This window comes from Marinimicrobium sp. UBA4209 (assembly GCF_002381585.1).
GTDB lineage: Bacteria > Pseudomonadota > Gammaproteobacteria > Pseudomonadales > Cellvibrionaceae > Marinimicrobium > Marinimicrobium koreense.
Map to the genome: position 1 here is coordinate 1 of NZ_DFTP01000073.1, position 11,363 is coordinate 11,363.

Annotated in this window: 13 protein-coding genes; 3 read left to right on the forward strand and 10 right to left on the reverse strand. The window is 59.1% G+C overall.

What is annotated here, in order from left to right; genetic code table 11:
* Positions 1-28: 28 nt before the first annotated feature.
* From B3187_RS10885 to adk, 9 genes are all read right to left on the reverse strand, one after another.
* Entirely contained in the window at positions 29-1,036 is a 1,008-nt protein-coding gene (locus tag B3187_RS10885; RefSeq protein WP_123637039.1) for a tryptophan--tRNA ligase, read from the reverse strand.
* 82 nt (positions 1,037-1,118) lie between these two features.
* Positions 1,119-2,255 (reverse strand): tRNA-queuosine alpha-mannosyltransferase domain-containing protein, encoded by a 1,137-nt coding sequence (locus tag B3187_RS10890; RefSeq protein ID WP_286806416.1) that lies wholly within the window; start codon positions 2,253-2,255, stop codon positions 1,119-1,121.
* A complete protein-coding gene (locus tag B3187_RS10895; RefSeq protein WP_123637037.1) occupies positions 2,255-3,283 on the reverse strand; it encodes a cyclic nucleotide-binding domain-containing protein in 1,029 nt (342 codons plus the stop codon). Before B3187_RS10895 ends, B3187_RS10890 begins: the two co-directional genes overlap by 1 nt.
* 20 nt (positions 3,284-3,303) lie before the next feature.
* Entirely contained in the window at positions 3,304-3,801 is a 498-nt protein-coding gene (locus B3187_RS10900; protein ID WP_286806419.1) for a hypothetical protein, read from the reverse strand.
* Positions 3,802-4,025: 224 nt separating this feature from the next.
* Positions 4,026-5,345 (reverse strand): M18 family aminopeptidase, encoded by a 1,320-nt coding sequence (locus tag B3187_RS10905; protein ID WP_286806421.1) that lies wholly within the window; start codon positions 5,343-5,345, stop codon positions 4,026-4,028.
* A gap of 65 nt (positions 5,346-5,410) precedes the next feature.
* Positions 5,411-6,211 (reverse strand): undecaprenyl-diphosphate phosphatase, encoded by an 801-nt coding sequence (locus B3187_RS10910; protein ID WP_123637034.1) that lies wholly within the window; start codon positions 6,209-6,211, stop codon positions 5,411-5,413.
* Positions 6,212-6,237: 26 nt separating this feature from the next.
* A complete protein-coding gene (gene tsaB / locus B3187_RS10915; protein WP_286806422.1) occupies positions 6,238-6,954 on the reverse strand; it encodes a tRNA (adenosine(37)-N6)-threonylcarbamoyltransferase complex dimerization subunit type 1 TsaB in 717 nt (238 codons plus the stop codon).
* Positions 6,955-7,178: 224 nt separating this feature from the next.
* Positions 7,179-7,895 carry a hypothetical protein gene (locus tag B3187_RS10920; RefSeq protein ID WP_286806423.1) on the reverse strand — a complete coding sequence of 239 codons (717 nt, stop codon included), beginning with the start codon at positions 7,893-7,895 and terminating at the stop codon, positions 7,179-7,181.
* Positions 7,896-8,197: 302 nt separating this feature from the next.
* A complete protein-coding gene (adk, locus tag B3187_RS10925; RefSeq protein ID WP_123637031.1) occupies positions 8,198-8,851 on the reverse strand; it encodes an adenylate kinase in 654 nt (217 codons plus the stop codon).
* 353 nt (positions 8,852-9,204) lie between these two features.
* Between adk and B3187_RS10930 the strand changes: the two genes are divergently transcribed.
* The 3 genes from B3187_RS10930 (at position 9,205) to B3187_RS10940 (ending at position 10,840) form a co-directional block, all read left to right on the forward strand.
* Entirely contained in the window at positions 9,205-9,537 is a 333-nt protein-coding gene (locus tag B3187_RS10930) for a pilin assembly protein (RefSeq protein ID WP_123637030.1), read from the forward strand.
* Positions 9,538-9,621: 84 nt separating this feature from the next.
* On the forward strand, positions 9,622-10,173 hold the full coding sequence (locus B3187_RS10935) for a hypothetical protein (protein WP_265367659.1): 552 nt from the start codon (positions 9,622-9,624) through the stop codon (positions 10,171-10,173).
* A 181-nt stretch (positions 10,174-10,354) separates the two neighbouring features.
* Positions 10,355-10,840: an Lrp/AsnC family transcriptional regulator gene (locus B3187_RS10940; protein WP_123637028.1), complete on the forward strand. Its 486-nt coding sequence runs from the start codon at positions 10,355-10,357 to the stop codon at positions 10,838-10,840.
* Between the two features lie 27 nt (positions 10,841-10,867).
* Here the strand turns inward: B3187_RS10940 and B3187_RS10945 are convergent, their stop codons facing one another.
* Positions 10,868-11,362, reverse strand: coding sequence for a shikimate kinase (locus B3187_RS10945; protein ID WP_051174294.1), 495 nt, complete (start codon positions 11,360-11,362; stop codon positions 10,868-10,870).
* Between the last annotated feature and the right edge of the window lies 1 nt (position 11,363).

Below are 11,363 nucleotides of genomic sequence, written 5' to 3' on the forward strand. Positions count from 1 at the left end.
AGGCCGAAGGCCGCATCCGCCGTAATAATTACCGAATGGGACGAATACCCACTGCTTCGCGGAGTTTACCGATAAACTCACGGCTTTCTTTGCGGGCTTTTTCGGCGCCGGCCTGCAACACCTCTTCGATGTGGGTCGGGTTGGCCAACAAGGCTTCGTAACGCTCCCGCGCTTCACCCAACTGACCATTCACCAATTCAAACAACTGCTTCTTGGCTTCGCCCCAGGCGATACCCTCGGCGAATGCGGTGCGCATTTCATCGGTCTGCTCCGGGGTGGCGAAGGCCTGCCAGATCTGGAATACGGTGGAATCATCCGGGTCCTTGGGATCGCCGGGTTCCAACAGGTTGGTTTTGATTTTGTTGATGTGCTTTTTGAGTTTTTTCTCGGGCAGGAACAACGGAATGGTGTTGTTGTAGCTCTTGCTCATCTTGCGGCCATCCAGGCCCTGCAACACCGCCACATGGTCGTCCACTTTGGCTTCAGGCAACACGAAGTGATCACCGTAATGGTGATTGAAGCGCGCGGCGATATCGCGGGCCATTTCCACGTGCTGGATCTGGTCCTTGCCTACCGGCACTTCATTGGCGTTGAACATCAGGATGTCGGCGGCCATCAGCACCGGATAGCTGTACAGGCCCATGGTGACACCGAAGTCCGGATCCTCCCCCGCTTCCATATTGGCGGCGACGGCCGCTTTGTAGGCGTGGGCGCGGTTCATCAGGCCTTTGGCGGCCATGCAGGTCAGCAACCAGCAGAGTTCGGGAATTTCCGGGATATCCGACTGGCGATAGAACACCGCTTTGTCGGTGTTCAGACCCAGTGCCAGCCAGGTGGCCGCGATCTCGCGAGTGGACTGATGCACCTGCTCCGGGTCCTGACATTTGATCAGCGCGTGGTAATCCGCCAGAAAATAGAAGGATTGGGCATCGTCCCGTTCACTGGAGCGGATGGCCGGGCGAATGGCGCCGACGTAGTTGCCCAGATGAGGCGTGCCTGTGGTGGTGATACCGGTTAGAACCCGCTGTTTACTCATGATCGTTATCGTATCGCTGTTCAGTGGTGGGAACGAAAGGCCGCTATGATACAGGCTGAAACACCGGTTTTGCACCCGACACTCAGATTTTTGAAGTCCGCGACAGCCCAATCAGCTCATCCCGATAGACCGGATGCCAGCGCCGCTCATGCAGAAAATCGATATCAGGTACAGCAAGCCATTCGCCCTGGGCCCGCGCCCGACACCAACTCAGCAACCGTTCCGCAAACGCCTGGGCCTCAAACTCGGGATTTTCCGGATCGCTCAGGTAACCGTATTCGGGCGCAAACCACTCCGGGTAGGCTTCGCGATCCGGCACCAGGGGGCGACAGCCCGCTGCCACCGCCTCCAGTACCGACAGGCCCTGAAAGTCATGCAACGCCGTGGACAGCACCACATGGCTCTCGGCCAGCAGGCGGCCGTAGGCTTCCCGACTCTCCACATAACCCCAGGCGCCCCCAGCGCCGTGAGCGTCCAGCAGGGACTTCAGGGCCTCAAAAGCCGGCGGTTGCTGGCGGAACTGCTGCCCAACCACGTGCACGCGAATCGGCGGCTCGCCGGCTTTTCCCTCCGGACACAGTTCGAAAAAACGGCGCAGACCATTGAGCAGCCGATCCGGCGCTTTGTCGTATTCCCAGCGGTGGTTCCAGATCAGGGTCAGAGGGCCGTCCTCTGGCGCCCGGTCCGGCACAAAACAGTCGTGCTCGATCGGGATGGGCATCACCCGACTGCGGGCATGCAGCTGCGCCAGAACGGTATCCGGCACCCGGTCCGGCAACCGCGATAGCAGGTCCGCCACCCCGGCGAGAAAAGTCCGCCGGTTGTAATTGGAATTGAACGCCACCTGATCGGCGCACAGAGCCGTGTACAGGTTGATCAGTTGAGGTTCGACATTGGCCCGCTGTTGCTTGCGCTGTGGGTAGGCAAACTGATTCTCGTGAAAGTAAACCAGGGTGGGAATGCGCGCGACTTCGGGCACCAATCCGCGCAGAGCCGACAGGTCCACCATCGAGGTGGCAATCAGGAGGTCGTAGGGTTCACGCAGGCGGTTCGCCTGCTCAAACGCCCAGAGAAAGCCACTGCCCCTCATGCGCCACTTGAAATGACGCGGGGGCAGACTCAACTGTGTCCACTGCCAATCCGGGTACCGGGCGGCCAGTTGCTCCCGCCATCGACGATGACTGGGGGCATCGTATCCGGACAGAAGCAGGACGCGCATCAGTTGAGCGGCTGACCGTGGAGCTGTGCCGCATCCGTCAGCAGGTAGACCTCAAGACCGGCCTGGGCCAGCAACTGCACGGCGACATCGCTACGTCGCCCGGCATCATCGGAAACAACATAAGCGGTGGACTTGTCGAGTTCGTCCAGAGCACCGCGCAACTGCCCGAGCGGGACATTGCGACTGCCCTCGAGCTTACCGAAACGCCGCTCCACCACCAGACGGACATCGAGAACGACGAACTCGCCCAAAGAGGCGGAGCGCTCGCCCCACTCCGACGCCGGGATTGTTTTGACCACCGGCTCCTGCAACAGGGTTTTGAAGTCCGCTTTTTCCAGGCGCATCAGCCGCCCGGCGGTCAGCATGTCGACATTGGCATTGCGGGTCGTATCACCGACCAGCGCTTCCTCACCAAAATAGGAACCCGCGCCCAATTCCGCCAACACCCGACCGGCCTTGTCGGTTACCGAAGCGCGCCCGGACTCGAGCACATAAAAATAATCACCGGGCTCCCCTTCGCGCACGATTGATTCGCCTTTTTCGACGTCGATTTCTTCGAAGCGGACAAACAGTTGCTGAATATGGCCCGGCGGTACGCGAGTAAAGAGCGGCGACTCCAGCAGGTAGGACATCCAGTCATGATCATCCGCCCCGCTACTGTCACCCTCGGGGTGATCGCCGCTCTGACTCCAGGCCATCACCAGATCCAGAAAGTCGCGCTCCAGAACAATCAGCTCGACGTCCGTTTTGGCGACCGCCGACACTTGCGTGGGCGAATGATCCGCCAGAGGAAAGCTGGCATTGTCCGATCCCGCCTCCAGGCTGCTGCTCTGAAACTGGGCATCGATCAGGTCGACCCGGCCGGATACCAGATAGTGCTGCACATCCAGGGTTTTGCCCCGTTTAAAGATCAGTGTGCCGCGGGGTATCTCTACCCACTCGGCCTTTTCCAGCACCTTGTCCAGGTACTCATCAGACAGGCGATCGAAAGGGGAAAAAACCCGTAAAGTGTCCCGTTGGAGACTCATAGAACGTTTCTACCGTGCAATCAAAACAAACGGGGAATGTTGATCCCCAGCGTATAGGCAGTCTCGTCCAGTTGAGTATCACGGGCCAGGCCCAGGTCCAGTGTCCAGCGGGTGCTGCCGACATTCATTCGCGCGCCGCCGGCAATGATCGGATCCTGACGGCGATCATTGTCATACATCTCCAGAATCCAGATCGGTCCGGTCACAGGTTTGAACGTCGCCGCCGCGCCCCAGGTGGCGTAGGTGTCATCCAGTGGCCGATCGTGCTCCACCCCACCGTTGAGGTGCAGCGTGAGGCTGTCCATGGGCTGGAAACTCAGGGGAATATTGAGATAGTAGGTGTCCATTTCGCTGGTCACCCGGTTGTAGCGAAATCCCGCACTGCCGGCCAGCGCCGGGCCACTGCGCGAAGCCCACAACACCCGCTTGTAATCAAGCCCGATGGTGGTCAGCTCGTCATTGGACAGGTTGTACTCCAGTGGGAGCTTCCACTCGCTGGCACCAGTAATATTGCACATTGGCGCCACCGTCGCACGGGTGGTGGGATCCATTCTCGTAACCCAGGTCTCAAGGGCACAGGTTTGTGGTGGCGTTGTGGCCGCGTCATCAACCAGAAAGTGGCCACCATTGGCGCCTGCCTTGACGGCCATCAGTATCGAAGCCGCCGCAAGCATCAGTGGCAAGGCCGCTCGCCCCAGCGTTGAACGATAGAAACTCCCGGACATAGACCCTCCAGTTGGTGTCATGATTGCCCCGGCGGATGCGGGTAGCGATAGAATTCATTGAGGATCTGATGAAGATAGGCCGCATCGTCCCGCCCCGCCAGCTCGCGAATGGAGTGCATGGCAAAGGTGGGCACACCCACGTCCAGGGTTTTGACGCCCACTTCGGCAGAGGTGATCGGCCCAATGGTGCTGCCGCACTCCATGTCGGTCCGGGAGACAAAGGTCTGGACCGGCACGTCCGCCCGCTCGGCAAGGTCACGAAACAGGGCGCTGCTCTCACTGGTGGTGGCATATCGCTGGTTGGCGTTGACCTTGATCACCGGCCCCCGGTTCAGGCGCGGGCCGTGATTGTCGTCATGGCGATCGGCAAAGTTCGGGTGCACGCCATGAGCGTTGTCCGCGGAAATCATCAGGGAGGCATCCAGCACCCGCATACGGGTTTCCGTCTCGGGCACCAGGCGCTCCAGAAACTGTTGCAGCATGGGCCCCTTGGCACCGCAGGCGGAGGCACTGCCCACTTCTTCGTGATCGTTGCACACCAACAGCGTGCTGTGCCGGTCATCGGCCTGCAGCAGGCTCTGCAGGCCCACATAACAGCTCAACAGGTTGTCCAACCGGGCACTGGCGAGAAAATCCTGGGCCAGACCGATCAGTGCCGGTGGCTGGGTGTCGTACAGACTGATTTCAAAATCCAGCACCTCATCCACCGTCAGCAACGGTTGTTCAGCCAATAACTGGGCCTTGAGCCGCTCGCGAAAGGACGGCTGATCCACGCCATCTATTTCACTGAGCAGGAGCGGCGGCAATTCTTTCTGCGGGTTGATGCTGCGCTGGCGGTTGGCTTCCCGGTCCAGATGAATGGCCAGGCTGGGCACCACCGCGACCGGCAATTTGAAATCCACCAGACCGCTGCGGATTCGGCCCTCACCATCGCGATAGCTGACGCGCCCCGCCATGGACAGGTCCCGGTCAAACCAGGGGGCCAACAGCGCACCACCGTACACTTCCACGCCAAGCTGAGCATACCCCTGGCTGGACAGGTCCGGCTGCGGTTTCACTTTCAGGCAGGGGCTGTCGGTGTGGGCACCGACCATCCGGATACCGTCGGTCTCCATGGGCTCGCGCCCGTAGATGAAACCAATCACGGAGGAGCCATTACGCATGACCCAGTACTTGCCACCGGGTTTGAGACTCCAGCGCTCACCCTCGACAAGGGGCTGGAAGCCGGCCAGGGTCAACTGGGCCGCAATATTCTCCGCCGCGTGAAACGGCGTGGGGGATGCCTGCAGAAACTCCAGCAGGCCCCGATTGAATGCGTGGGACGAATGATCAACCATAGATGAATTCTAACCGAGTGAATCGAGACAACAGCGTGCTCGACGCTGACATGTTTACGAGGGTATCAAAGCGCCACCCAAATGAGCGCCGCCCCCAAGAGCAACCGGTACACGACGAACGGCATCATGCCAATTTGCCGAATATAGTGCATGAAATAGTGGATGCACACAAACGCGCTGACCCCGGCAATGGCCGCACCACCCACCAGTTCCCCCCAGGGTGCCGGCTCGCTCTGCAGCCACAACTGTAAGGCCTTATAGCCACCGCTGAGCGCAATCACCGGCACCGATAACAGAAACGAGAAGCGGGCCGCATCCGTTCGCGTCAGCCCCAGAAAAAGCGCCGCAGTTATGGTGATGCCGGAGCGGGAGGTGCCCGGAATCAGGGCCAGTGCCTGGGCAAGGCCGATGATCAAGGCGGTTTTCCAGGTAATATCGAAGACGGTTTTGGCACGCCCGCCATGCCAGTCCGCCCAACCCAGCGCCAGGCCGAATACAATCGTGGTAATCGCCACCACCCACACCGAGCGCAGATGGGTTTCGATCGCGCCATCAAACACCAGTCCGGCAAGCGCCGCCGGCACCGTTGCCAAAATCAGATACCAGGCGAGCTGGCTGTCTTCGGTGCTGTCGCGACGGGCAAACACCTGCCCCAACCAATCCCGTGCCATGGCGCCCAGGCTGTGGCGAAAATACAGTACGACGGCGCTGAGCGTTCCGACGTGTACCGCGACATCAAAGGCCAGCCCCTGATCCGGCCAACCCAGCAACTCCGACGGCAGCAGCAGGTGCCCCGAACTGGATATCGGCAGAAATTCGGTAATGCCCTGGATCAGGGCCAGAAAAACAATCTGCAACAGGTCCATAGCGCTTTCCGTGACAATGATGAGGCTCAGGAACGAATCCGCTCGCGTTTCTTCCAACTGATTTCATCGCGCAGGTAAACGGGCCGGGCCTGCTCGGCCGACACCGCCTGCCCCTGCGCCAGCGCAAATGCACCCAACGGCAGCATATCGCGGGCGTCCGGATGCACGTCCATATCCACCGCCGATGGCGCCAGCTTTTCCAGTGCCGGGTAGTGCCAGCCCGGCCCCACGCCATAAAAACCCGCCTCCCCGGTGTGCCCGGCGGCAAGCTCGACGACCTGCTCCGGGGGGGAGACGGCTTCATCGGTCAGGGTTTCAACACCGCCGGCACCGGATTGGGGTTTGACCAAAGTCCAATACACTTCCTGCATTCTCGCATCCAGCGCAACCAGCAACGGCGTGGAGGCGCTGGCCAGGTCAGGATGCCGCCGATAATAACCGACCGCCATGGCTTCGAGCGTGGACACGCCCACGACGGGCAAACTCCGTGAAAACGCCAACCCTTGAACCACCCCCAAACAGATTCGGAGGCCGGTAAATGAACCCGGACCGCGACCGAACACCAGCGCATCCAGGTCGGCCAATGCCAACCCAGCCTCCGAGAGCACCTCGTCCACCATGGGCAGCAAACGCTGGGTGTGGCTCTTGGCGGCCAGCTCAAATCGGGAAATGATCCGCTCTCCGTCCTGCAGCGCGACGGAGCAAGCATCGGTTGAGGTATCGAGGGCAAGAAGTCGGGTCATAGTGTCACGTGGGTCCAGAGAGAAGACGCCGCATTCTGCCAGATTTCACCCCGCCGTGCATCGATCTACCTCACGTAAGCCTCCACAACGAAAAAAACCCGGCTCCCGGCCCATTTCGGCCGGGAGTTCCGGGTTTTTACCAAAGGCGACCCCGTACAGGGCTTCGCCTGGCCTAAGCGACCGCCCGGCCCGTACTGGACGAGTGAGCGGCGCCGACTCGCGTCTTACTTCTTACGCGGACGACCGGCACGCTTGGCGGTCGCCTTGCGAGCCCGGGTTTTCGCCGGTGCGGTGGCGGTCCGCTTGGCGGTAGCCCGCTTTTTGGTGGCCTTCTTCTTGGTTTTCGTCTTGGCTTTGGCGGCGGCTTTACGCTCGACCTGCGCCATTTTCACCTTGGCCTTCTTCTCGGCGGCTTTGGCTTTGGCAGCGGCTTTTTTGCGTGCGGCCTTCACCTTGCGCTCATCCGCCTTCTCGCGGGACTTTCTCCAGCGCTGCTCGAAGGAAGCCTTGGCTTTTTCGAGATCGGTTTCGGCACGCTTGGCCAGATTTTCGCGCAGCTCGGTAATCTTGGCTTCAGCCGCTTCGGCTGCGGCTTTTGCGGTTGCCATCGCCTTGGCTTTGGCAAGCTCTACGCGCGCTTCCGCGACCTTGGCTCGAGCGGCCTTGGCCTTTTCATTGGCCTTGCTGACCGCTGCGGTGGCAGATTTTGCCGAACGCTTGTCAACCGCGCGCTTGGAAGTAGCGGCTTTCGACTTTGCCGCCGTCGCTTTCTTGCGAGCGGCCTCTACTTTCTTCGCGTGATCAGCAACATCTTTCTGCAGCTTTTCGATTTTCGCTTCCACTTTTGCCACGGCCGCGTCAACGGTTTTGGTGGTTGAAGTGGTGCGTTTTGCGGTGGCGCGTTTGGCAGTTGCCTTACGCTTTTTTGCTACTCTGGCCATAAACGTTTCTCCTCAACTTCGTATCGTTGTTTGCACATCAGTTGAATCATAAACCGAGCACAGTCTATGTGCGTCCAGTCTGCACACAAATACTATGTAAAAATTAGCCACATTGCGAGTTTTTAGCAAATTATTTGATGATTTTTCGGCTTTTTTTTAATTTTTATCACGTTTTTGGTAAAACTGAACCGTTTCAGGTGTTGCCGGAATGCAACGCGGGTAATTCTTCATTGCTCTAAAACGCATCAGGGCCCGCAAGCGGGCCCTGATGCAATCGCAAAAACGGAGACGTGATTCTTCGCTTATTGCAGCACCGATTCCAGCTGCGCGCGAATATCCGCAATGCTGCCGACACCTTCAATGCGAGTGTACTGAGGCGCGTCCGGGTTTCCGGATTTTTCCAGATCGCGGTAAAAGTTGACCAGCGGTTTGGTTTGCTCATGATACACCGACAGACGCTTACGCACGGTATCTTCCCGATCGTCTTCGCGCTGAATCAGGGGCTCGCCGGTAATATCATCCACCCCTTCTTCTTTGGGCGGTTGATGGTTGATGTGATAGACCCGACCAGAGGGCTCATGCACACGACGACCGGCCAGACGGGAAACAATTTCTTCATCATCCACATCGATTTCAATCACGTGGTCGATTTTGATCCCTTCATCCAGCAGCGCTTGCGCCTGGGGGATGGTGCGGGGGAAACCATCGAACAGAAAGCCCTTGGCGCAATCCGGGGCCTTGATGCGTTCTTTTACCAGTGCGATGATCAGGTCGTCCGGCACCAGACCGCCCGCCGACATGATGTCTTTTGCCTGCAAACCCAACGGTGTGCCTGCCTTGACGGCCGCTCGCAACATATCACCGGTGGAGATCTGGGGAATACCGAACTTATCCATGATCAACTGAGCCTGGGTACCTTTACCGGCTCCCGGGGCACCGAGCAGGATTACTTTCATGGGTTGCTCCTCTAAAGCAGTACGGATTGGCGGACTGATGGCCAATGAAAAACCGCATACGATACACGCACGGCCCCGGGAGCACAATATTGGTCCATGCGGCTAATTCTGTAACTTTCAGCCGTCACACAAGCCCCGTTTGGCGACAATCAGCCCCCGGAAACCCTTGATTTGTCGACTTTCACCCACATTCCTTATATAGAGGAGCCGTTACCGGCAGGTTCCGTAGCGGAACCGACATCGGGTGGCCACTTTTCCCTATCGGGAGTTAGCTGGCCGCAAAAAGCTGCTCTATACTGAATTTGAGGGGGTCCGGTCGACCGCCCACACTGACCAGCAATGAGGTTTTATCGATGAAAGTCAGCGAACTCATGAGTCATTGGGAAAAAAATGCCCGCGGCGAACTGACCAAGCAGGCCTACGCCGTGCACCTGCCGGTGGAAGATGCGGCACGCATCCAAGCACTGTGCGAGATGTACCCGAAAAAAACCCCGGAGAGCCTGATCACTGACCTGCTCTCCGCCGCCTTGAGCGAGCTGGAATCCGGCATGCCCTATATAAAAGGTGGGACCGTTGTGGCGGAGGATGAACTGGGCGATCCGATCTACAACGACTCCGGCCCAACGCCCCGGTTTCTGTCTTTGAGCCAGAAGCACCTCCAGAAACTCAAGGGAGAGCCAGCCTGAAACAGGCTGGCGACACCGGAAAAATCGTCCGCGGTAGACTATGCTTAGGTCTTGTGACACCTGCCAACAGCAGAGGATAAGACTATGGGACTGTTCAACCGACACGAGCAGGACAATGCACCGGAAGACGAAGACCTGGACCTACCCACCCGAGACGACTTCCACGCGCCTCTGGTGGATGAGCCCAAAGCCCGCAACGCAACCCGATACAGCATTGACGACGCCATGGCGCTGATGCGCCAATTGCCCGACGATCCGGATGAACGGCTGATGGAGGTCATCTGTAAAACCCTGGAATCGGCGCGTATCCGCACCGACGATGTGCTCCAGGATGCTAATCAGAAAGAGCAGCGTATTCGCCGTGAGCATCAGGGAATCGAGCAGGATATTGCGGCCCTCCAGAAGCAGATTGATGATAAGCAGGTGCAACTGGCGGAGCTCAGCACCTCACTGGAGGAGCTGACCCGTATAAAGGCACGTTTTGAGCAGGTCCGGGCCCCTCAGACACAGGCGCCGCCCGCACCAGCAGCAGCGCCCCTGACGGATTCCGAACCCTTGAGCGACAGCCTGGAAACGACCGAGCCGGCCACGCCCATTGCGGCCGGGCGCCGGGGGCGTGGCAGCCTCTCTTCCTGATCCGGAAACGCCCCAAAACCTTCGTCAAATCAGGCTTTTGCTCACCTCGGGCAGAGGCCTGATCTCAAGCGCCAACTGCCCGCCGTCCGCCCCCTGATTGATCATACTCGCCCTAATTGATTGCCGCGCCCGCGCCCCCTACAATAGGTAGTGAGAGAAATTCATAATCAGGATAAAAACTATGTCAGTATCAACCTCCTCCGATTCCATTGATCTGGATGACTACGACCGAAAAATTCTGCGCGCCCTCCAGGGCAGCGCCGACTACTCCATGGCCGATCTGGGCAACCTGATTGGTTTGTCGCATACGCCCTGCTGGCGCCGCCTCAAACGGCTGGAAGCCGAAGGCATCATCCGGGGGAAAGTGACTCTGCTGGACCCGAAAAAGGTGGGAATGCATGTGGTGGTGCACAGCGCCGTGCGCCTGACCAGCCATCAGAGTGAAGCCCTGGAGGAGTTTGAAGCGGGGATACAGGCCGTCCCCGAGGTACTGGAATGCTATGCCAGCACCGGAGACAGCGACTATTTATTGAAGGTGGTGGTCAACAGCATCGAGCATTACGAGCAGTTGCTGAATGAAAAGCTGCGCCCCCTGCCCCATGTTGCCTCGATTCGCTCGAACTTCGCGCTCAAGCAGGTGAAATACACCACCGAGCTGCCACTGTAGTCAGGCCGGAAAAGAGGCAGGGACGCCTCAGGCATCCATTTCAGCGAACTGCTCCGCTTCCTGGTAAATGATTTCCGACACCACTTCATCCTGGTGCTTGGTCGCACAGTCCACCGTGATATCGGCATAACGCTGGTACAGGGCCCGGCGCTCCTCAAACAGGTCGGCCAGGGTCTGTCCCGGCGCACAGGCGATGCCCCGGGTGGAAAAGTTGTGCACCCGCCGTTCGAGCTCCTCCAAGGGAACGTCCAGGAACACAATCCGGCCCGCCTTTTTCAGGTGCTGCATACCGGGGTCGCTGTAAACCACGCTGCCGCCGGTGGCGATCACATGGTTGAGATACTGCGACTCCAATAACACCTGCTCTTCCACCTTGCGCAGGTACTCGTAGCCGTGATCGTAAATGATGTCCTGAAGCGCCTTACCCTCTTGGGTCTGGATGAGAATGTCGGTATCCACAAAGGCCTTGACCAACTCCTTCGCCAGCAGCAGCCCCACGGTGCTTTTACCCGCGCCGGGCATA

Coding starts and splice junctions, on each gene's coding strand:
- B3187_RS10910 (WP_123637034.1), bottom strand. CDS start 6,211: ATGGACCTGTTGCAGATTGTTTTTCTGGCCCTGATCCAGGGCATTACC.
- B3187_RS10885 (WP_123637039.1), bottom strand. CDS start 1,036: ATGAGTAAACAGCGGGTTCTAACCGGTATCACCACCACAGGCACGCCT.
- B3187_RS10945 (WP_051174294.1), bottom strand. CDS start 11,362: ATGCCCGGCGCGGGTAAAAGCACCGTGGGGCTGCTGCTGGCGAAGGAG.
- B3187_RS10940 (WP_123637028.1), top strand. CDS start 10,355: ATGTCAGTATCAACCTCCTCCGATTCCATTGATCTGGATGACTACGAC.
- B3187_RS10905 (WP_286806421.1), bottom strand. CDS start 5,345: ATGGTTGATCATTCGTCCCACGCATTCAATCGGGGCCTGCTGGAGTTT.
- B3187_RS10900 (WP_286806419.1), bottom strand. CDS start 3,801: ATGTGCAATATTACTGGTGCCAGCGAGTGGAAGCTCCCACTGGAGTAC.
- B3187_RS10890 (WP_286806416.1), bottom strand. CDS start 2,255: ATGCGCGTCCTGCTTCTGTCCGGATACGATGCCCCCAGTCATCGTCGA.
- tsaB (WP_286806422.1), bottom strand. CDS start 6,954: ATGACCCGACTTCTTGCCCTCGATACCTCAACCGATGCTTGCTCCGTC.
- B3187_RS10930 (WP_123637030.1), top strand. CDS start 9,205: ATGAAAGTCAGCGAACTCATGAGTCATTGGGAAAAAAATGCCCGCGGC.
- B3187_RS10895 (WP_123637037.1), bottom strand. CDS start 3,283: ATGAGTCTCCAACGGGACACTTTACGGGTTTTTTCCCCTTTCGATCGC.
- adk (WP_123637031.1), bottom strand. CDS start 8,851: ATGAAAGTAATCCTGCTCGGTGCCCCGGGAGCCGGTAAAGGTACCCAG.
- B3187_RS10920 (WP_286806423.1), bottom strand. CDS start 7,895: ATGGCCAGAGTAGCAAAAAAGCGTAAGGCAACTGCCAAACGCGCCACC.
- B3187_RS10935 (WP_265367659.1), top strand. CDS start 9,622: ATGGGACTGTTCAACCGACACGAGCAGGACAATGCACCGGAAGACGAA.